General features: G+C 70.7%; 22 protein-coding genes. 10 read left to right on the forward strand and 12 right to left on the reverse strand.

The genetic code is table 11. The features are described from left to right. Positions 1-174: 174 nt before the first annotated feature. Positions 175-1,302 carry a tRNA dihydrouridine synthase DusB gene (dusB, locus tag CP981_RS12840; RefSeq protein ID WP_085927091.1) on the reverse strand — a complete coding sequence of 376 codons (1,128 nt, stop codon included), beginning with the start codon at positions 1,300-1,302 and terminating at the stop codon, positions 175-177. 153 nt (positions 1,303-1,455) lie between these two features. On the opposite strand from dusB, the gene CP981_RS12845 reads away from it, so the two are divergent. Further along, entirely contained in the window at positions 1,456-2,910 is a 1,455-nt protein-coding gene (locus CP981_RS12845) for an MFS transporter (protein ID WP_085927090.1), read from the forward strand. Between the two features lie 49 nt (positions 2,911-2,959). On the opposite strand, the gene CP981_RS12850 is transcribed toward CP981_RS12845, so the two are convergent. The 3 genes from CP981_RS12850 to CP981_RS12860 form a co-directional block, all read right to left on the reverse strand. Beyond that, on the reverse strand, positions 2,960-3,322 hold the full coding sequence (locus tag CP981_RS12850; protein WP_085927089.1) for a hypothetical protein: 363 nt from the start codon (positions 3,320-3,322) through the stop codon (positions 2,960-2,962). After that, the gene (locus CP981_RS12855; protein WP_244329639.1) at positions 3,322-4,047 is read right to left on the reverse strand and encodes a DUF6232 family protein; all 726 of its coding nucleotides are present in this window, start codon (positions 4,045-4,047) and stop codon (positions 3,322-3,324) included. Before CP981_RS12855 ends, CP981_RS12850 begins: the two co-directional genes overlap by 1 nt. Positions 4,048-4,229: 182 nt before the next feature. Continuing rightward, entirely contained in the window at positions 4,230-5,153 is a 924-nt protein-coding gene (locus tag CP981_RS12860; RefSeq protein ID WP_244329640.1) for a helix-turn-helix transcriptional regulator, read from the reverse strand. Positions 5,154-5,314: 161 nt separating this feature from the next. Between CP981_RS12860 and CP981_RS12865 the strand changes: the two genes are divergently transcribed. From CP981_RS12865 to CP981_RS12875, 3 genes are all read left to right on the forward strand, one after another. Continuing rightward, on the forward strand, positions 5,315-6,790 hold the full coding sequence (locus tag CP981_RS12865) for an MFS transporter (protein WP_425282211.1): 1,476 nt from the start codon (positions 5,315-5,317) through the stop codon (positions 6,788-6,790). Positions 6,791-6,974: 184 nt separating this feature from the next. After that, positions 6,975-7,979: an aldo/keto reductase gene (locus tag CP981_RS12870; protein ID WP_085927087.1), complete on the forward strand. Its 1,005-nt coding sequence runs from the start codon at positions 6,975-6,977 to the stop codon at positions 7,977-7,979. 238 nt (positions 7,980-8,217) lie between these two features. Continuing rightward, on the forward strand, positions 8,218-8,805 hold the full coding sequence (locus CP981_RS12875) for a TetR/AcrR family transcriptional regulator (protein WP_085927086.1): 588 nt from the start codon (positions 8,218-8,220) through the stop codon (positions 8,803-8,805). 107 nt (positions 8,806-8,912) lie between these two features. On the opposite strand, the gene CP981_RS12880 is transcribed toward CP981_RS12875, so the two are convergent. Together CP981_RS12880 and CP981_RS12885 are read right to left on the reverse strand one after the other, a co-directional pair. Further along, positions 8,913-9,413, reverse strand: a complete 501-nt coding sequence (locus CP981_RS12880) for an anthrone oxygenase family protein (RefSeq protein WP_085927085.1) — start codon at positions 9,411-9,413, stop codon at positions 8,913-8,915. Between the two features lie 229 nt (positions 9,414-9,642). Then, a complete protein-coding gene (locus tag CP981_RS12885; RefSeq protein ID WP_042154618.1) occupies positions 9,643-9,846 on the reverse strand; it encodes an SCO3870 family protein in 204 nt (67 codons plus the stop codon). 226 nt (positions 9,847-10,072) lie between these two features. Between CP981_RS12885 and CP981_RS12890 the strand changes: the two genes are divergently transcribed. Then, complete coding sequence (locus CP981_RS12890) at positions 10,073-10,528, forward strand: nuclear transport factor 2 family protein (RefSeq protein ID WP_085927084.1); 456 nt, start codon at positions 10,073-10,075, stop codon at positions 10,526-10,528. Here the strand turns inward: CP981_RS12890 and CP981_RS39365 are convergent. From CP981_RS39365 to CP981_RS12905, 3 genes are read right to left on the reverse strand one after another with little or no spacing between them, the layout of a single operon-like run. Beyond that, positions 10,465-10,662: a transposase gene (locus CP981_RS39365; RefSeq protein ID WP_341873675.1), complete on the reverse strand. Its 198-nt coding sequence runs from the start codon at positions 10,660-10,662 to the stop codon at positions 10,465-10,467. The two genes, CP981_RS12890 and CP981_RS39365, sit on opposite strands and share 64 nt — an antisense overlap. 6 nt (positions 10,663-10,668) lie before the next feature. Continuing rightward, on the reverse strand, positions 10,669-11,307 hold the full coding sequence (locus CP981_RS12900) for a response regulator (RefSeq protein WP_085927083.1): 639 nt from the start codon (positions 11,305-11,307) through the stop codon (positions 10,669-10,671). 8 nt (positions 11,308-11,315) lie between these two features. Then, complete coding sequence (locus CP981_RS12905) at positions 11,316-12,542, reverse strand: sensor histidine kinase (RefSeq protein ID WP_085927105.1); 1,227 nt, start codon at positions 12,540-12,542, stop codon at positions 11,316-11,318. A gap of 174 nt (positions 12,543-12,716) precedes the next feature. On the opposite strand from CP981_RS12905, the gene CP981_RS12910 reads away from it, so the two are divergent. Next, positions 12,717-13,247 (forward strand): hypothetical protein, encoded by a 531-nt coding sequence (locus CP981_RS12910; protein ID WP_244329641.1) that lies wholly within the window; start codon positions 12,717-12,719, stop codon positions 13,245-13,247. Positions 13,248-13,589: 342 nt separating this feature from the next. Here CP981_RS12910 and CP981_RS12915 read toward each other — a convergent pair whose 3' ends face one another. After that, on the reverse strand, positions 13,590-14,972 hold the full coding sequence (locus tag CP981_RS12915; protein ID WP_085927082.1) for a glycine--tRNA ligase: 1,383 nt from the start codon (positions 14,970-14,972) through the stop codon (positions 13,590-13,592). Positions 14,973-15,182: 210 nt separating this feature from the next. On the opposite strand from CP981_RS12915, the gene CP981_RS12920 reads away from it, so the two are divergent. The 4 genes from CP981_RS12920 to CP981_RS12935 all read left to right on the forward strand — a co-directional run bounded on the left by CP981_RS12920 (position 15,183) and on the right by CP981_RS12935 (position 18,515). Then, on the forward strand, positions 15,183-16,145 hold the full coding sequence (locus CP981_RS12920; protein WP_085927081.1) for a metal ABC transporter substrate-binding protein: 963 nt from the start codon (positions 15,183-15,185) through the stop codon (positions 16,143-16,145). Positions 16,146-16,177: 32 nt separating this feature from the next. Continuing rightward, positions 16,178-16,957 carry a metal ABC transporter ATP-binding protein gene (locus tag CP981_RS12925; protein WP_085927080.1) on the forward strand — a complete coding sequence of 260 codons (780 nt, stop codon included), beginning with the start codon at positions 16,178-16,180 and terminating at the stop codon, positions 16,955-16,957. A 79-nt stretch (positions 16,958-17,036) separates the two neighbouring features. Then, positions 17,037-17,936 carry a metal ABC transporter permease gene (locus CP981_RS12930; RefSeq protein ID WP_085927079.1) on the forward strand — a complete coding sequence of 300 codons (900 nt, stop codon included), beginning with the start codon at positions 17,037-17,039 and terminating at the stop codon, positions 17,934-17,936. A gap of 150 nt (positions 17,937-18,086) precedes the next feature. Further along, entirely contained in the window at positions 18,087-18,515 is a 429-nt protein-coding gene (locus CP981_RS12935) for a Fur family transcriptional regulator (protein WP_085927078.1), read from the forward strand. 72 nt (positions 18,516-18,587) lie between these two features. Here the strand turns inward: CP981_RS12935 and CP981_RS12940 are convergent, their stop codons facing one another. Next, the gene (locus CP981_RS12940) at positions 18,588-19,406 is read right to left on the reverse strand and encodes an isoprenyl transferase (RefSeq protein WP_085927077.1); all 819 of its coding nucleotides are present in this window, start codon (positions 19,404-19,406) and stop codon (positions 18,588-18,590) included. A gap of 56 nt (positions 19,407-19,462) precedes the next feature. After that, positions 19,463-20,209, reverse strand: a complete 747-nt coding sequence (gene recO / locus CP981_RS12945; protein WP_085927076.1) for a DNA repair protein RecO — start codon at positions 20,207-20,209, stop codon at positions 19,463-19,465. Positions 20,210-20,225: the final 16 nt, after the last annotated feature.

The raw sequence follows: 20,225 nt of genomic DNA on the forward strand, positions 1-20,225 counted from the left end.
CGCCCGTACGGGATCAAACGATAACGCGGTCCGGTCCCGCCGGGCCCGTATGCGCGCCGACACGCCCTACGGGTACACGGGTGCCGTATGCCGAATGGCGGCCTCCTGGCCAAGGAGGCCCGTGCGGGGAGCCCGCGCCGGAGCGGCCGGGGCAGAGCCGGCGCCCGGCGGGGCTCAGCCGCCCGAGGTGTCCAGCTCCGCGCCCGCGTCCACGCCCGCGCAGTCGTACGGGTCGTCCAGCCAGCCGTCCGGCAGCACGACCCGGTTGCGGCCCGACGTACGGCCGCGCGGGCCGTCCGCGCCCGCCGGCCACGGCTGGTCCAGGTCCAGCTCCGACAGCAGTGCGTCCAGCTCGTCGAGGGAGGAGGTCACCGCGAGGCCGCGGCGCATCTCGGAGCCGATCGAGAAGCCCTTGGTGTACCAGGCGACATGCTTACGGAAGTCGATCACACCGCGCGCCTCGTCACCGATCCACTCACCGAGGAGGGTGGCGTGCCGCCGCATGACGGCGGCGACCTCCTTGAGCGTCGGCTGAGCGTACGTGCCGGTCCCCTCAAAGGCGGCGACCAGGTCCCCGAACAGCCACGGGCGCCCCAGACAGCCGCGCCCCACGACCACGCCGTCGCAGCCGGTCTCCCGCATCATCCGCCGGGCGTCCTCGGCCGACCAGATGTCGCCGTTGCCGAGCACCGGGATCTCCGGGACGTGCTCCTTGAGGCGGGCGATGGCGTCCCAGTCGGCGGTGCCGCCGTAGTGCTGGGCCGCGGTGCGCCCGTGCAGCGCGATGGCCGTGATGCCCTCCTCGGCCGCGGTGCGCCCCGCGTCGAGGTAGGTGATGTGGTCGTCGTCGATGCCCTTGCGCATCTTCATCGTCACCGGCAGCGCGCCCGCGTTCGCGACCGCCTCCCGCAGGATCGAGCGCAGCAGATTCCGCTTGTACGGGAGCGCCGAGCCGCCGCCCTTGCGGGTCACCTTCGGGACCGGGCAGCCGAAGTTCAGATCGATGTGGTCGGCGAGGTCCTCGTCCGCGATCATGCGGACGGCCTTGCCGACGGTGTCCGGGTCGACGCCGTACAGCTGGATCGAGCGCGGCTTCTCGGTCTCGTCGAAGTGGATCAGCTGCATGGTCTTCTCATTGCGCTCGACCAGCGCCCGCGTCGTGATCATTTCGCTGACGAAGAGGCCCTTGCCGCCGCTGAACTCCCGGCACAGCGTCCGGAACGGGGCATTGGTGATCCCGGCCATGGGCGCGAGGACCACGGGCGGCTGCACCGCGTGCGGACCGATCTGGAGCAGAGTCATGGCGGCGATACCTTCGGCTTTCTTCGGCTTCCGTTGGCGGGGCGGTCGGGCCGCGGCCGTACGGGTCACCGGCCGCTGCGACCTCCCATTGTCCCGCACTACGGGAGTGGCCCTGCCGGCGCCGGACACGGCGGATCGTTGTAGCGTTCAAGAATGCCTGAGCTCAGCCGTCGACGGCGTTTTCTGGTGCTGGCGATCTGCTGTATGAGCCTGCTGATCGTCAGCCTCGACAACACCATCCTCAATGTCGCGCTGCCCTCCGTACAGCGTGACCTGCACGCCACGGTCGCCGGCATGCAGTGGACCATCGACGCCTACACCCTGGTGCTGGCGGCGCTGCTGATGCTGGCCGGCTCCACCGCCGACCGGCTCGGGCGGCGCCGGGTCTTCGTGACCGGACTGGTGGTCTTCGCGGCCGGCTCGCTGCTGTGCAGCCTGGCGCCGAGTCTGGAGTGGCTGGTGGTCTTCCGGATGGTGCAGGCGGTCGGCGGCTCGATGCTCAACCCCGTCGCGATGTCGATCATCACCAATACCTTCACCGAGCCGCGCGAGCGGGCCCGTGCGATCGGCGTGTGGGGCGGCGTCGTCGGCATCAGCATGGCGGCCGGGCCGGTGATCGGCGGGCTGCTGGTGCAGAGCATCGGCTGGCGCTCCATCTTCTGGATCAACGTCCCGATCGGCGCCCTCGCGCTCTTCCTGACCCTGCGCTACGTCCCCGAATCGCGCGCCCCCAGGCCGCGCCGCGTCGACCCGGTCGGCCAGCTGCTGGTGATCGGGCTGCTCGGCTCACTCACCTACGCGATCATCGAGGCCCCGGACGCCGGCTGGGCGTCCCCGGAGATCCTGGCGTTCGTGCTGCTCGCACTGGCCTGTCTGGCCGGTCTGATCGGCTATGAGCGGCGCCGCCGGGAACCCCTGATCGACCTGCGGTTCTTCCACAGCGCGCCGTTCAGCGGGGCCACGGTCGTGGCGGTCTGCGCCTTTGCCGCGCTGGCCGGCTTCCTGTTCATCAATACGCTGTATCTCCAGAACATCCGCGGCCTGTCCGCTTTGGACGCCGGTCTCTACATGCTCCCCATGGCCGGGATGACGCTGATCTTCGCGCCGCTGTCGGGACGGCTGGTCGGCAGCCGCGGGCCCCGGCTCTCCCTGCTCCTGGCCGGGGCCGCGATGGGGGCCAGCGGGCTGCTCTTCGCGGCGTTCGACGCCCAGTCGGCGGACCCGCTGATGTTCACCGGCTATGTCCTGTTCGGCATCGGGTTCGGCCTGGTCAACGCGCCGATCACCAACACCGCGGTGTCCGGGATGCCCCGTACCCAGGCCGGGGTGGCCGCCGCGGTCGCCTCCACCAGCAGACAGGTCGGACAGTCGCTCGGCGTCGCGGTAATCGGCGCCGTACTGGCGAGCGGGGCGCATGCCACCGCCACCGCGGACGCCTTCCTCGCGGCCGGCCGCCCGGCGTGGTGGATCATCGCCGGCTGCGGCGCGGCCGTCCTGCTGCTCGGCGCACTGACCACCGGCCGCTGGGCGCGGGCGACCGCCGACCGCACGGCAGCACTCTTCGAGGAGGAGGCCCCGGGGTACCGGCCGGCGGACGCGCGGTCTTAGACGTGCGGTCCGGCTCCAGGCGCCCCGCGCAGGAGTGGTGCGCGGGTGCTCACTGCGCGCCCAGGAGTCCCAGCACCTTGTTGACGGCCTCGACGATCGGTACGCCGAGCGCGCCCAAGGTCCCGGCGATGCCCGCGACGGCGTACAGCGCGCGGTGGCGCTCCTGCTGCGGGACATTCGCCTCGGCCCGGAGGGCGGGCAGCGAGTCGTCGAGGGCCTCGGCGCCTGCCTGCGGGACCTGGCCGCGCAACTCCTGTACCAGGGTGAGGAGTTCGCGCAGCGCCTCCTGGGCGGCCGGGGGCATCTCCGGGGCCGGGGTGACGCGCTTGTCGATGCCGACGTTGCCCGAGCCGCCGTGCAGGGTGACGTGGTCGCCGCTGCCGAAGTAGTAGTGCTGGCCTTGGCCGCTCATCAGCTCGCCATCCCCACGTTGCCGGTGCCGCCGTACATGTTGACGTTGTCCCCGAAATAGTAGTGCTTGGGGCTGATCGAGACGGTGTTCACCCGCACCGTGAACTCGGCCGCGGGGTTCTCGATCGCGTGCGCGATCTGGTGGGCGAGCCCCCGCAGTTGGTGCGGGTCGGGGCTGGTCACCACGGCGGTGGAGGGGCCCGTCGTCTCGACGGCCAGAACGAAGTGCGGGGGCGCGCTGAGCACCTTCAGCATCTCCACCAGGGAGTAGACCAGCGCGGCACCCGCCGCGATCACCACGAGGGCGGTGACACCGCCGGAATCGTCGCCGCTGCTCCCGAAGCCGCTGCTGGTGGCGGCAAGCAGGAGGAGAAGAACCGTTGCCAGCCCAAGGAGCAGCAACCGCTTCACGAAGAGCAGGACGGCCTCCTTGCGCCGGGGGTGGATGGTGAGCGTGTATACCCGCGCGACGTTCTGGAGCGGGTAGTAGGCGTCACCGACCCAGAGCAGCCGCTTGCTGACCCGCAGATCGACCCCGATGATCGGCTGTCCCGATGCCGCCGGTGCCACATCGGGGTAGGGATCGGCGGCGGGCGGCGGACCGGCCGGTGGCTGCGGCGGGGCAGCGGGCGGCGGCGGTGGGGCCGCGGGCGGCGGGCCGCCGTGGGTGTCCCGGGCCTCTTCCGGCGGGTTCCACGACTGCTCCGCCGGGTCCGTTGACGTCATACGAGTCCCCCTCGTCAGACCTCACCGAGTGAGATCCGGTCACCTCGTGGCACTGAGATCTCTTCCTCTCTCCGTGCCGCACCATGCGCGAGGATTCACTCTGTCAGATGTGTTGCCACAGACGGAAGTTGGTTCTCCGCAGACAGCGGTCCGGCCCTCGGTCCAGCCCCTCGCCCGTACGGTCACACCGCCGCGAGCGCCGCCGGTTCGGCCGCCAGCTGCTCCAGCCGCTCCCGGGACGTCTCGTCCACGGGCGTGTAATACAGCAGCTTGGGGCCGGGGTTGGGCCCCGTCCACAGGCTGGTGGCGGTCAGCTGGAGGGGACCCACCCGCGGATGCCGGAAGACCTTCACGGCGCTGACGGGGCGCAGGACCTCGTGCTGCGCCCAGATCTCACGGAACTCCGGCGAGGCCTCCATCAGCCGCGCGACCAGCGCCTTCCAGGCCGGCTCGGCGAGATGCTCGGCCATCGACGCCCGGAACTTGGCGGCCATCACCCCCAGCGTGGCCTCCAGGTCGCCGAGGCCGGCCCGCCACACGGGGTGGGTGAACGCCAGCCACATGCAGTTGCGGTCCTCTTCGGGCACCGCATCGAGATCGCACAGCAGACGGCCGTAGGTGCGGTTGTAGGCGAGAATGTCGAACCGGCTGTTCTGGACGACCGCGGGGAACGGCGTGAGCTGGTGCAGCAGTTGCCACAACTCCCGCGTGACGCCCGTGCACTCCCTGCCGGGCATCGGATCGACCGCCCCCGCCAGCGCGAACAGATGGCTGCGCTCGGCGCGGTCGAGCAGCAGCGCACGGGCCACCGCGTCCAGGACCTGCGGCGATACATGGATGTCCCGGGCCTGTTCGAGCCAGGTGTACCAGGTGACCCCGACCGCACCCAGGTGCGCGACCTCCTCGCGGCGCAGTCCGGGCGTACGCCGGCGGGCGCCGCGCGGCAGTCCGACCTGCTCGGGCGTGATCCGCTCCCGTCGGCTGCGCAGAAAGGCGGCCAGCTCGGCCCGGCGGGCGGCGTCATCGCGCGGGGCGGTGCCGTACGGCGGGGCGGCGGCGCCACCGGGGCCTGTGGCAGGCTGCGGCAGGAACGGGTCCACGGTCATGGGTCCAGCCTGCCGCAGGCCCGAGCCTGTTGCCAGGTAGTGCTGGTACCAGGATAAGAACACTCTGGTACCCGGTTGAGCGGTCGGCGATCGTCGACACCGTGAGCGATACCCGAGCACAGATAACCACCCCGGAAGCCCCGGCCGGGCGCCTCGGCGCCCTGGCCACCGCCCCGGAGGCCGCGTTCCCGGACGCCCCGGCGACCCCGGAGGCACCGGCCGCACCCGGCCCCGCCCGACAGCAGCAGCGGACCTCGACCGTGCTGACCCCGCTCGGTCTGCTGACCGTACTGCTGGGCGCGGCCCTACCCATGATCGACTTCTTTATCGTCAATGTCGCCCTGCCGACCATCGACCACGATCTGCACGCGGGCCCGGCGATGCTGGAGATGGTGGTGGCCGGTTACGGCGTCGCCTACGCGATGCTGCTGGTCGTCGGCGGGCGGCTGGGCGACATGATCGGCCGCCGCCGGATGTTCCTGTGGGGCCTGGCCGCCTTCGGGCTGACCTCGCTGGCCTGCGGCCTGGCGCCGGACGCCTGGACGCTGGTGGCCGCCCGGGTCGCCCAGGGCGCCGCGGCCGCCCTGCTGCTGCCGCAGGTACTGGCCACCATCCAGGCGGCGACCACCGGCAAGCGGCGCGCCAAGGCCGTCAGCCTGTACGGCGGCACGGCCGGGGTGTCCAGCGCCGTCGGCCAGGTACTCGGCGGGCTGCTGGTCTCCGTCGACCTGGCGGGCACCGGCTGGCGCGCGGTCTTCCTGGTGAACGTCCCGATAGCCGCCGCGGCCTGGCTGCTGGCCGCCCGTACGGTCCCCGAGACCCGCTCCCCGCACCCGGCCCGGGTGGACGGCCCCGGCACCGCGCTGCTCGCCACCACGCTGATCACGCTCCTGCTGCCGCTCACCGAGGGCCGGGCGGCCGGCTGGCCCCTGTGGTCCTGGGTCCTGCTGGCCGTCTTCCCCTTTGCCGCCACCGCGTTCGTGCTGGTCGAGCGCCGGGCCGAACGCCTCGGCCGGACGCCGCTCGTCCCGCCGTCGCTGCTGCGCATCCCCTCCGTGAACAGCGGACTCCTCATGCTCGTTCCGTTCACGCTGGGCTTCGGCGGCTTCATGTTCGTGGTCGCGGTCGCCCTCCAAAACGGCCTGCACTTCGGCCCGTTCGCGGCCGGACTGTCCCTGGTGCCGCTGTGCGCCGCCTTCTTCCTCGCCTCGCTCGCCGGTCCGCGGCTGGTGCTGCGGTTCGGGCGGCGGGTGGTGGTCGCCGGTTCGCTGATCCAGGGCACCGGGCTGGCGCTGCTGGCGCTGACCGTGCACGACGGCTGGCCGGGGATATCGGTGGCGGCCCTCGCGCCGAGCATGGCCGTACTGGGCTTCGGCCAGGGCATGGTGATGCCGGTGGTGATGCGCATCGTGCTGAGCGAACTGCCGATGACACAGGCGGGCGTGGGCGGCGGCGTCATGGTCACCACCCAGCAGTCCGGCCTCGCCTTGGGTGTGGCCACCCTCGGCACCCTCTTCCTTTCACTGCTGCCGTCCGTCGGCATCCGCGACGCCCTGCTCGCCGCCCTGCTGACGCAACTGGCGATCGTCGCGGGCACCACGCTGCTCACCCTGCGCCTGCCCCGCACCGTGCGGTGAGGTGCAATGCGGCGCGCTGAGGCGCGACACCCCTCGACGACATGACGACTGACAGATATTGAAATCTGTCAGTCGTCATGTCATGCTGAGTGCACGGCAGCCGCTCCCCGTCCCCTCCCTCACCCCTCACTCCCCTCACTCCCCTCACTCCCCTCACTCCCCTCATCACCTTCAGGAGCACACAGTGCAGACCCGCACCCTGGGCACCACCGGCCCGCAGACCTCCGCTCTAGGCCTCGGCTGCATGGGCATGTCCGCCCTCTACGGCGACAGCGACCGCAGCGAATCCCTCGCCACCGTTCACGCCGCCCTCGACGCGGGCGTCACCCTGCTCGACACCGGCGACTTCTACGGCATGGGACACAACGAACTGCTGATCAACGAGGCGCTGCGCACCGCCCCCGTGGCGGCTCGCGAAAAGGCGCAGATCAGCGTCAAGTTCGGCGCCCTGCGCACCGTCGAGGGCGGCTTCACCGGCTACGACGGCCGGCCGAACGCGGTGAAGAACTTCGCCGCGTACTCCCTCCAGCGCCTGGGCACCGACCACATCGACATCTACCGCATCGCCCGGGTCGATCCGGACGTCCCGATCGAGGAGACCGTCGGCGCCATCGCCGAGCTGGTCGAGGCCGGTCATGTCCGCCACATCGGCCTGTCCGAGGTGGGCGCGCAGACCCTGCGCCGGGCCGCCGCCGTGGCCCCGATCTCCGACCTCCAGATCGAGTACTCCCTCCTCTCCCGCGGCATCGAGGAGGCGATCCTGCCGGCCGCCCGCGAGCTGGGCATCGGCATCACCGCCTACGGGGTCCTGTCCCGCGGCCTGATCAGCGGCCACTTCACCCGCGACCGCAAGCTCGCCGCGAATGACTTCCGGGGTATGAGCCCGCGCTTCCAGGGCGAGAACCTCGACCGCAATCTCGACCTGGTGGACGCCCTGCGCAAGATCGCCGAACAGAAGGGCGTCTCGGTCGCGCAGACCGCCATCGCCTGGGTGCTCTCCCGCGGCACGGACATCGTCCCGCTGGTCGGCGCCCGTCGCCGCGACCGGCTGACCGAGGCCCTCGGCGCCCTGGACATCACCCTGGACGCCGACGATCTGTCCGCGATCGAGCACGCCATCCCGCCCGGCGCCGCCGCCGGCGACCGCTACCCCACCGAGCAGATGGCCCACCTGGACAGCGAGCACTGACGAAGGGGGAGCACACCGGCCCCAGCGGGCCACCGAGCCACCGAGCCATCGGGGCATCGGAGCAGGCCGGTCACTGGGCATTCGAGACACCGTCCATACGGCCCCGCAGCAGGTACGGGGCACGGCCAGGTACCGTCCGTACGTACCACCGTCCCCACACCGCCCCCACGCGGTCCCCGCCCGGCCCGCCCCTCGCCGCCGCGTGACCGCCCGCCCTCCCGAAAGGCCGACCCGCCGCATGCCCCCCGAGACGTTGACCCCCGAGCGCATCCTCGAAGCCACCGAGGAGGTGCTGCGCCGCTACGGCCCGGCCAAGGCCACGGTCGTCGATGTGGCACGGGCCCTGGGCGTCAGCCATGGCAGCGTCTACCGCCACTTCCGTACGAAGGCGGCGCTGCGGGAGGCGGTCACGGCACGCTGGCTGGACCGTACGAGCCAGGAACTGTCGGTCATCGTCACGGCGGAAGGACCCGCACCGGAGCGGCTGGACCGCTGGCTCACCGCTCTCTTCGAGGCCAAGCGGCACAAGGCCGGCGACGATCCCGAACTGTTCGCCACCTACATGACGTTGATCGGAGAGAGCGGCGGCGTGGTCGAGCGCCATGTCACCGACCTCGAATCCCAGCTCACCTCCATCATCGAAGCCGGCGTCAGCCAGGGCGACTTCCACACCCCCTCCCCCGCCACCACCGCCCGCGCCGTCTTCGACGCCACCGGCCGCTTCCACGACCCGTGTTACGCCCCCGAGTGGTCCCGCCCCGAGATCACCACCGACTTCGAGGCCGTCCGCGACCTGGTCCTGCGCGGCCTGCGCACGGATGCCTGAGCAGGAACAACACCTGCGCCGACGGGGCAGCACACTGCAGATGCGGTGACGGGCCTCCGGGGGCAGGGCGCCCCCTGCCGCATGCCGTCCGCCCGTCCGCCCCGCCCCTACCCCGCCCCTGCCGTGCCGTGCAGAAGGAGGGCCCAGGCGAGGAGGCCGAAGGCCGCGGTGTGCAGGAGGGCGCGGACGGTGTTGAAGGTGACCCAGCGCCCCTCGAAGGCGGACCGGGCGGCCTCCGCGCGGCTGTCGTCTCCCGTATCGGCCTTGTCGAGGGCGTTGTTGAGCGGGACGTTGACGCCGCTGGTGACGAGGAAACCCGCCAGGTAGAGCACCAGCGCGGCGACGATCCAGGGCAGGGCCACCCGCCCGTGGCCGTTCCAGGCCAGAACCGTGGCGAGGACCAGCAGGGGGACCGGCAGCAGAAAGGGGACCAGGAACCAGCCGTTGAGGATGGCCCGGTTGATGTGCTGCATGGCCTGGACGAAGGTGCGGTCGGCGGAGCGGGCGAGGCCGGGCATCACCGCGTAGGCGAAGGCGGCGAACAGTCCGGCCATCAGTCCCGCGCCGAGCGTCGCGACCAGCAGCGTGGCGGTCTGCAAGGCCCTCATGGCTCCTCCGTATGCGATACGTGGTGCGATGCGCGGTGCGATCCGTGGGCCGACCCTACCGAGCACATCCCCGGAACCCGTCCCACCCACCCGAGGGAGTTGCGGTCAGGTCTGTTCCCCGCCTCCCGGGCGGGAGCGCTCGGCCAGCTCCGCGGCCCACCCGTCCGCGATCGTCGCACGCGACGGGCGCCGGGGCGGCTGCCCCCGCGCCCGTCGGCAGCGGCGGAACTCAGTCCGAGCTCTGCTGGCGGTAGCGGACCCACGTCACGACCGTCAGGCACGCAGTGGTCCACATCAGGACGCTGGTAGTGGCCACGGACTCGACGTACGGCTCGTAACCGTTGGCGCGCAGCTGGACCGCGAGGACGCCCAGCACCGTCCCTAGCGCCGCGAGCGCGGCGGACAGGGAAGCGAACGGAGGCTGCTGTCTCATGTCATCTCCTTTTGAGCTGGAGCCGGCAGGGTGATCATCAAGTCTATGCAACGGGCGCCCGCCCAGGCGCTGTTGCGTCGCGATCGACGCCAACCCACCGAGCACGCCCACCACTGACCGGCTGGAGTGCGCGCTTACCTGCGAGGTAATCGCCGTGGGCTGCCGGCGCCGCAAGAATGGTGATCTCCGCGTCGCAGGACGCGGGTTCCGAACTGGAGGATCAGCGATGGCACTGTCCACACCCGCGACCACACGTGCTGTGGTGGAGGAGTTGCTGCGCCGGATCGGCGAAGGTGACTCCGAGCGCATCGCCGAGCTGTATGCCGAGCGAGGCGACTGGAAGCTGGACTGGCCGGAGGCCGAACACGGCCGCCCCGCTACCCCGTGGATCCGCCACCGGTCCACCCGGGCCGACGCCGCCGCCCACTACCGCGAGCTCGCCGAGCACCACGTGCCCGGGGCCGCAGCTACCGAGATCGAGCGCATCCTCGTGGACGGCAACGATGCCGTCGTGCTCGGCGAGATCCGCCAGACCGCCCGGCCCACCGGACGCGCCTACCGCGCACGGTTCGCCCTGCACCTCACAGTCGAACACGGCCTTGTCACTCGACACCACGTCTACGAAGACAGTCTCGCGGTGGCCCAGGCTTTCGAGGCGGAGGGCCCGAGCGAGGACCACTGAGGCCACGCGCGAGGGAGCCGGGTGACCATCCGGGACCAGGTACCGTCCCGCCGGCAGCGCCGTAACAGGTCGTGGACCCGGCCCCACGGGCCATACCGTGCACGCACATCACGCCACGGAGCACCGGCACGCAACAGGCCCTAGCCTCCCACCCCCAGGAACCTCAGCACCGCCAGCACCCGGCGGTGATCGGCGTCGGCCTTGGGCAGATCCAGCTTGGCCAGAATGTTGTTGATGTGCTTGGCAACCGCGCTCTCGCTCACCACCAGTTGTGCGGCGATGCCCGCGTTGGAACGGCCCTCGGCCATCAGCGCGAGCACGTCCCGTTCGCGGGCCGTCAGCCGCTCCAGCGGATCGCTCGCCCGGCGCACCAGCAGCTGCGCGACGACCTGCGGATCCAGCGCAGTGCCGCCGGCCGCCACCCTCCGCAGCGCCTCGATGAACTCCTCGACATCCGCGACCCGCTGTTTGAGCAGATAGCCCACCCCGCTGGTGTTCGTCGCCAGCAGATCGGCCGCGTACCGCTCCTCGACGTACTGGGAAAGCATCAACACCGCCGTATTGGGCCACTTCTGACGGATTTCCAACGCCGCGCGCACACCCTCATCCGTGAAACCGGGCGGCATCCGCACATCCACCACCGCCAGATCCGGCCGATGCTCCTCGACCGCCGCCAGCAGCTCCGGCCCGTCCCCCGCCTCGGCCGCCACCTCGAACCCGGCCATCTCCACCACCTTGACCAGCCCGATCCGCAGCAGAACGGAGTCCTCGGCGATCACGGCACGCCTCACATCGGGCACGGCAGCTCCACGCTCATCATGGTCGGGCCCCCCACGGGGCTGCTCATCCGGAAGGTACCGTCCACGGAGCGCACGCGCTGGGCGAGCCCTTTCAGACCGCTCCCCCTGGACGGATCGGCGCCGCCCATACCGTCGTCGGCGATCACCACCCGCAGTATCTCGGCAAGCCGGGTGACCGTCACGTCCGCCCGGGTCGCCTCCCGCGCATGCTTGGCGACATTCGTCAGCGCCTCGGAGACGACGAAGTAGGCGACGGCTTCGATGGCCGGCGCGGTCCGCTGCGGCAGCTCCGCCGGCAGATCCACCCGCAGCCGTACGGGGAGCGGCGCGCGGGCCGCGAGCCCCGACAGTGCGGCGTCCAGCCCCAGTTCGTCCAGAACGGCCGGGTGGAGACCGCGCACCAGATTGTTGAGCTCCTCGATCGCGTCCTTCGCCTCGCGGTGCGCGGCATCGATGACCTCCTGCGCCTCCGGCGGCAGATCCGTGAGGGTGGCCTTGGCGAGCCCGAGGTTCAGCGCGAGGGACACCAGCCGCTGCTGGGCACCGTCGTGCAGATCCCGCTCGATGCGCCGCCGCTCGGCGTCAGCGGCGTCCACCGCACCGGCCCGGCTCTCGGTGAGGTCCTCCACCCGCCGCGCCAGCTCGTCGGACCGGCTCACCCCCAGCACCGCCCGCCCCACCAGAATCTCCAGCCGGACGAGCCCCGCGGCCAGCGGGGGCACCGCGGCGAGCGCCAGCAGCCCCAGCACGGTGAGGTAAGTGCCGGTGGTGGTGTAGCCGGGGTGCCCACCGCGCCATTGCGCCGGCACGAGCCACACCCACACCAGAACCAGTGCCGCGACCAGCGCCACCAACACCAGCCCCAGCAGCAGGACTTCCAGCACGCCGAGCAGCGGGCCCACCAGCCAGTTGTAGCCCAACTGCCGCTTGCCCTCCGCGAACCGCAGCCGCGGCAGCTCCACCCCGCATATCGCCCGGAACCGCCACCGCTGCGCCTCGGTGAAGCCGTACCCGGCGATGACCAGCAGAGTCAGCGGGGCAGTCAGCACCACCGGGGCGTTGGGGGAAGCCCCGGTCACCGTGTCGGTCAGCAGGGACAGCGCCCACCAGGACAGCAGCGCCGGGACGAGATGCAGCGGCACCCCGGCGGCGACGAAGGCGAGGTCGCGCCGCATACGTACGAGAGCCCGGCGCAGCCGGGGCGGGATGGTCATGATCACACCGTATGGGGCCGGTTGTGCGGCGGCCATGACAGCAGTGTCCGTACCAGAGGTGTAGCTGGTGCCACCCCAAGTCGGACAGCGACGTTACTGACGGAAGGCGCCCGAAACCGGAGTGTTGATCACGAGCCCGACGGCCGGGTTCAGGACTCCGAAAGCGACCCTCCCATGACCCTCCTCGCCTACAACTCCCCTTCCCGCCACGCCAGTTGCCCCCGCCCCAGCATCTCCACCCCTCCGACGAGAATCGGCACCGGACGTCGCCGACAGTCCAGAATCCTCACCCAGACCGGACGTCGCCGGCAGTCCAGAACCCTCACCGATGCCGGACGTCGCCGGCCTGGCAAGATCCTGACCGGCGCCGGCCTCGCCCTCCTCCCCTGGCTCGGCTACCTCGCCGGCACCCTCCCGCCCGCCGAGGCCGCCGCCTGGGTCACCCTCGACACCCTGGAGGCCACCGCCCTCCTCATCACCGGCACCCGCCTCCTACGCGGAGACCCCCGCCACCGCATCCCCGCAGCCGCCGCGGCCCTCCTGCTCCTCACCGACGCCTGCCTCGACCTGGCCACCGCCGCCCCCGGCACGGAACTGGCCACCGCCCTCGCCATGGCCATAGGCGCGGAACTCCCCCTGGCAGCCCTGTGCGCAACCCTCGCCGCCCGCCCGACACACCCGGCCGCCGCCCCTCATTCGCGCTGACAACGCCGACGCTCCATACACCTAGGGGCCGCCCGAACAAATCCCGTAGGGGCCACCGACACCCCCTGCGAGCCACAACGCACCGCGCATAACGAGGCATTCCCGAACGAGCCCAACGAACGAGGCATCCCCACCGCCCCGTTCCGCCCCACCGGCCCGGCCAGCAAATCAAGCCCGACCGGCGCTTGAGGTCAAACGCAGGGGCGCAGCCCCGCGAAGACCAGTCCCCGCGATACGCGCACACAAAAACGCCGGCCGGCCCCGGAAAATCCGAGCCCGACCGGCGTTTGAGGTCACCGCAGGGGCGCAGCCCGCGAGAAAGCGGCCCCGCCCCGCGAGGGACTAGCAGCCCAGCAGTCGCGCGCCCAGGTAGCCCTGGATCTGGTCCAGGCTGACCCGCTCCTGCTTCATGGTGTCGCGCTCGCGCACGGTCACCGCGTTGTCGTCGAGGGTGTCGAAGTCGACGGTGACGCAGAACGGGGTGCCGATCTCGTCCTGGCGGCGGTAGCGGCGGCCGATCGCGCCCGCGTCGTCGAACTCGATGTTCCAGTTCTTGCGCAGGTCCGTGGCCAGCCCCTTCGCCTTCGGCGACAGCTGCGGGTTACGGGACAGCGGCAGCACGGCGACCTTGACCGGCGCCAGGCGCGGGTCGAGGCGCATGACGGTGCGCTTCTCCATCTTGCCCTTGGCGTTGGGCGCCTCGTCCTCGATGTACGCGTCGAGCATGAAGGCGAGCATCGCGCGGTTCACACCGGCCGCCGGCTCGATGACGTAGGGGGTCCAGCGCTCGCCGGCCTCCTGGTCGAAGTAGGAGAGGTCCTGGCCGGAGGCCTTGGAGTGCGCCGACAGGTCGTAGTCGGTGCGGTTGGCGACGCCCTCCAGCTCGGAGAACTCGGTACCGCCGAAGTTGAAGCGGTACTCGATGTCAGCGGTGCGCTTGGAGTAGTGGGAGAGCTTCTCGGCCGGGTGCTCGTACCAGCGGATGTTCTCCTCGCGGATGCCGAGGTCGCGGTACCAGTTCCACCGCTGCTCCATCCAGTACTCCTGCCACTGCTCGTCCTCGCCCGGCTTGACGAAGAACTCCATCTCCATCTGCTCGAACTCGCGGGTCCGGAAGATGAAGTTGCCGGGCGTGATCTCGTTGCGGAAGGACTTGCCCATCTGCGCGATGCCGAACGGCGGCTTCTTGCGGGAAGTCTGCTGCACCTGGGCGAAGTTGGTGAAGATGCCCTGGGCGGTCTCGGGGCGCAGGTAGGCGACCGAGGCGGTGTCCTGGGACGGGCCGAGGTGGGTGGAGAGCAGGCCGGAGAACTGCTTGGGCTCGGTGAAGCCGCCCTTGTTGCCGCAGTGCGGGCAGTTGATGTCCGCCATGCCGTTCTCGGGGAGCCGCCCGTGCTTGGCCTCGTACGCCTCCTCCAGGTGGTCCGCGCGGAAGCGCTTGTGGCAGGAGGTGCACTCGGTGAGCGGGTCGGTGAAGGTGGCGACGTGGCCGGACGCCTGCCAGACCTCGGGGGCCAGGATCACGGAGGAGTCGATACCGACGACGTCTTCGCGCGAGGTGACCATGGCGCGCCACCACTGGCGCTTGATGTTCTCCTTGAGCTCGACGCCCAGCGGACCGTAGTCCCAGGCAGCGCGGGAGCCGCCGTAGATCTCACTGCACGGATAGACGAAGCCACGGCGCTTGCTCAGGCTGACGATGGTATCGATCTTGTCGGCGGCCACGGTGCTCTCTTCATTACGACGACGAACGATGGATGGGCGGCGCCCTAGCGTCTCAATGAGGGGTGCTGGTCAAAAGACGGGCGGGCGAATAGTTCAGGGTACCGGCGGCCGTACCCCCCGGATCAAATCGGTTCCGGCCCACTGTCGCCCCGCTCACACCGCCCCATCCGCTGTTGACAATCGTTTCCAATATTGTTGAAAATGAGTGTCATGAACATACGCCGTCCCATATCCACCGCGACCCTCGCCGGAGTCTCGGTGCTCGGCCTGCTGGCCCTCTCCGCCTGCTCCCCCTCGGGCGGCGCCCGGACCGAGGACGGCAAGCTGCGGGTGACAGCGTCCTTCTATCCCATGGAATTCCTCGCCCGGCAGATCGGCGGGAAGCACGTCGAGGTGACCGACCTCACCAAGCCGGGGGTCGAGCCGCATGACCTGGAGCTCTCCCCGAAGCAGACCGCCCAGCTCGGCGAGTCCGGCGCGGTCGTCTACCTCAAGGGCCTCCAGCCCGCCGTGGACGACGCCGTCGAGCAGTCCGGCGCGAAGCACGTCGCCGACGCGGCCGCCCTCACCTCCCTCGAAGCGCACGGCACCGAGGTCGACGGCCACCACCACACCACCGGCGACAACCACTCGCACTCGGAGTCCGAGGGCGGCAAGGACCCGCACATCTGGCTCGACCCGGTGAAGTACGCCGAGGTCGCCAAGGGCGTCAACAAGACCCTCGCCAAGGCGGACCCGGGCCACAAGGCCGACTACCAGAAGAACACCGACGCCCTGGTGAAGAAGCTGGACGGGCTGAACACCGAGTTCAAGGACGGCCTGAAGAAGCGGTCGTCCGACACCTTCCTCACCACCCACGCCGCCTTCGGCTACCTCGCCGAGCGCTACGGCCTCACCGAGGAGGCCATCAGCGGACTCGACCCGGAGTCGGAGCCCAGCGCCAAGCGCATCAAGGACCTGCACACCCTCGCCAAGGAGCACCACGTCTCCACGGTCTTCTTCGAGACCATCGCCAACCCCGCCACCGCCAAGGCCCTGGCCGGCGACCTGCACCTGAAGACGGACGTCCTGGACCCGCTGGAGGGGATCAACGCCAAGTCCCGCGGCACGGACTACTTCGGTGTGCAGCGGGCCAACCTCGCCGCGCTGCAGAAGGCGCTCGGCAGCAAGTGACGGACACCGCACCGCACGTGACGGAGGCCCCCATGAACCAGCCGCCCACCCAGCCGGTGATCGACCTGCGCGGGGCGACCGCCTCGCTGGGCGCCCGCCCCGTCTTGCGCGGTGTCGATCTCACCGTGCACTCCGGCGAGGTCGTCGCGCTGCTCGGCGCCAACGGCTCCGGCAAGTCCACCGCCGTCCGCTCCGTGATCGGCCAGGTCCCGCTCACCGGCGGTGAGCTGGCCCTCTTCGGCACGGAGTTCCGGCGGTTCCGGGACTGGGCCCGGGTCGGCTACGTCCCGCAGCGCACCACCGCGGCCGGCGGCGTCCCCGCCACCGTCCGCGAGGTCGTCACGGCCGGCCGGCTGGCCCGTACGAAGCTGGGCATCCTGCGCAAGACCGACCGGGCCGCGGTGCACCGGGCGCTGGAGCTTGTCGGCATGGCGGACCGCGCCAAGGACTCCGTCAACGCGCTCTCCGGCGGCCAGCACCAGCGGGTGCTGATCGCCCGTGCGCTGGCCGGCGAACCCGAACTGCTGATCATGGACGAGCCGATGGCCGGCGTCGACCTGGCCAGCCAGGAGGTGCTCGCCGCCGCCCTGCGCGAACAGGTCGGCCGCGGCACCACGGTCCTGCTCGTGCTGCACGAGCTGGGCCCGCTGGAGCCGCTGATCGACCGCGCGGTGGTGCTGCGGGACGGCTGTGTCGTCCACGACGGCCCGCCGCCCGAGGCCGTCGGCCAGCACGCGCTGCCCGGCCACGACCATGTCCACCCGCACGCCGACCAGGCCGCGGAACCGATCCGGACGGGGCTGCTCAGCTGATGCCGCGATCTTCGGGGGACGCCCCCCGCACCCCCAGCCGACACCCGAGTACCGGCGCCCTTTCGCGAGGTGGACCGACATGGAAATCCTGAACTACGCCTTTATGCAGCGGGCCCTGATCGCCGCCCTGATCGTCGGCGTCACCGCCCCCGCCATCGGCATCTACCTCGTCCAGCGCCGCCAGGCCCTGATGGGCGACGGCATCGGCCATGTCGCACTGACCGGCGTCGGCCTCGGCTTCCTGCTGAACACCAGCCCCATCTGGATGGCCACCGCCGTCGCCATCGCCGGCTCCGTCGTCATGGAACTGATCCGCTGGTACGGCAAGACCCGCGGCGATCTCGCGCTGGCCATGCTGTTCTACGGCGGTATGGCGGGCGGTGTGATGCTGATGAACCTCTCCGACGCGGGCTCCAACGCCAACCTCGGCACCTACCTCTTCGGCTCGATCACCACCGTCTCGCCGCAGGACATGACGACGATCTACGTGCTGGCCGCCCTGGTGCTGGCGATCACGATCGGGCTGCGCCGCCAGCTGTTCGCGGTGTGCCAGGACGAGGAGTTCGCCCGGGTGACCGGCCTGCCGGTACGGCTGCTGAATCTGCTGGTCGCCGTCACCGCCGCGGTCACCGTCACCGTCGCCATGCGCGTCGTCGGTCTGCTGCTGGTCAGCGCCCTGATGGTGATCCCGGTGGCGGCCGCCCAGCAGATCAGCCGCAGCTTCGCGGTCACCTTCTCGGTGGCCGTGGCGATCGGCGTCGCGGTCACCCTGACGGGCACCACCACCTCGTACTACGTCGACGTCCCGTCCGGCGCCACGATCGTGCTGTTCGCCATCGGCCTGTTCGTGCTCTTCACCGGGCTCGCCGCGCCGCTCGCGAAAAAGCGTGCAAGGGCTGCCGCAGAAGCCTCGAAGGGGTGCACTCTGGAGGTACCCGGCGGCCGCTCGGCGACGGACGATGTCAGCGTGGCCGGGTGAGCACGGGCGGCAGGAAGCCGGCGGACACCGCCGGCGACAGATACGTGTATCGGTAAGCGTCTCCCCGGCGGGCGGGTCATCACCTGGCACAATGGCGGGACGCAACGGCAGGGGGAAGTCCTGACGTCGTAACGTCCTAGGGAGGCAACGGTGGCGACGAGCGCGGGATCTCCGGTACGCGGCCGGTCGACGCGGCAGCGGACCGCGGTGTCGGCCGCACTCGACGAGGTCGACGAGTTCCGCAGTGCGCAGGAGCTGCACGACATGCTCAAGCACAAGGGCGACTCCGTCGGGCTGACCACCGTCTACCGGACGCTTCAGTCCCTCGCCGACGCCGGTGAGGTCGATGTGCTGCGCACCAGCGACGGCGAGGCGGTCTACCGCCGGTGCAGCACCGACGATCACCACCACCACCTGGTGTGCCGGGCCTGCGGCAAGGCCGTCGAGGTCGAGGGCCCCGCGGTGGAGAAGTGGGCCGACCAGATCGCCCGGGAGCACGGCTTCCAGGACGTCGCGCACACCATCGAGATCTTCGGGACCTGCGGCGAGTGCGCCGAGCGGGCCACCGAGAAGCAGTAGCGGCAGACCGCACCGCAACGCAGCGGGCCGCCTCCGATGACCGGAGGCGGCCCGTTCGCGTCTGCCCGCCGCTTACGTCGCGGTCTCGCCGTCCGCCAGCTGCGCGCCGCCGAACCTGCGGTCCCGCTTGGCGTACTCCAGGCACGCCTCCCACAGGTTCCGACGGTCGAAGTCCGGCCACAGAATGTCCTGGAACACCATCTCGGCGTACGCGCTCTGCCAGATCAGGTAGTTCGAGGTCCGCTGCTCGCCCGACGGCCGCACGAAGAGGTCCACGTCCGGCATGTCCGGGTAGTACATGTACTTCGCGATGGTCTTCTCATTGACCTTCGACGGGTCGAGCTTTCCGGCCCGCACATCCGCCGCGATGGCCGCCGCGGCGTCCGCGATCTCGGCCCGGCCGCCGTAATTCACGCAGAAATACAGCGTCATCGCGTCATTGTTCTTGGTCTGCTCCTGGGCGATCTGGAGCTCCTGCACGACCGACTTCCACAGCTTCGGCATCCGCCCGACCCAGCGGATACGGATACCCAGCGCGTCCATCTCGTCACGGCGCCGCCGGATCACATCGCGGTTGAAGTTCATCAGGAAGCGGACCTCGTCGGGCGACCGCTTCCAGTTCTCCGTCGAGAAGGCGTACAGCGAAAGATTCTTCACGCCCATTTCGATGCAGCCCTTGAGGACGTCCAGGACGACGCCCTCGCCGACCTTGTGGCCCTCGGTGCGCGGCAGCCCGCGCTCCTTGGCCCACCGGCCGTTGCCGTCCATGACGACCGCCACATGGTTCGGGACGAGCTCGCTGGGGATCTTCGGCGGCCGGGCACCGGAAGGGTGCGGCTCGGGCGTGAGGTATTCACGTCGATTACGGCCCAGAATCCCGCGTCGTGCCATGCGGCCCACTTCTCCTAGAGGTCTTGAGAGGCGTATTGCCTTGAGGGTCGTGTTCGCTATTTCTCTACGTACCGGAGAGAGCGCAGGCCCCGCTCCAGATGCCAGTGCAGATACGCCGTGACGAGGCCGCTGCCCTCCCGGGCATGACGGGCCTCGCAGGCGTCCGCGGTCTCCCAGTCGCCGGTCAGCAGCGCACTCAGGAGCCCGATGGCCTCAGAGGAGGGTACGACGCTCCCCGGCACCCGGCAGTCACCACAGGTCACCCCGCCCGACGCGACCGAGAAGAACCGGTTGGGGCCGGGCAGCCCGCACCGCGCACAGCTGTCGAAACTCGGCGCGTAGCCGTTGACGGCGAGCGAGCGCAGCAGGAACGCGTCCAGCACCAGATGCGGCTCGTGCTCCCCGCGGGACAGCGTCCGCAGCCCGCCGACCAGCAGCAGATACTGCTGTACGGCGGGCTCGCCCTCGTGCGCGGTGAACCGCTCGGCGGTCTCCAGCATGGCCGTCCCGGCCGTGTAGCGGCCGTAGTCGGTGACGATCCCGCCGCCGTACGCCGCGATCGTCTCGCTCTGCGTACACAGCGGCAGACCGCGCCCGATCAGCTCGCTGCCGCGGGCGTAGAACTGCACATCGACATGCGAGAACGGCTCCAGCCGCGCCCCGAACTTCGACTTCGTGCGCCGCACCCCACGGGCCACCGCACGGACCCGGCCGTGCCCCCGGGTGAGCAGCGTGATGATCCGGTCCGCCTCACCCAGCTTCTGGGTGCGCAGCACGATGCCGTCGTCGCGGAACAGACTCATGGCGCCATTCTCGCGC

The sequence above is a fragment of the Streptomyces platensis genome (genome assembly GCF_008704855.1).
Lineage (GTDB): Bacteria > Actinomycetota > Actinomycetes > Streptomycetales > Streptomycetaceae > Streptomyces > Streptomyces platensis.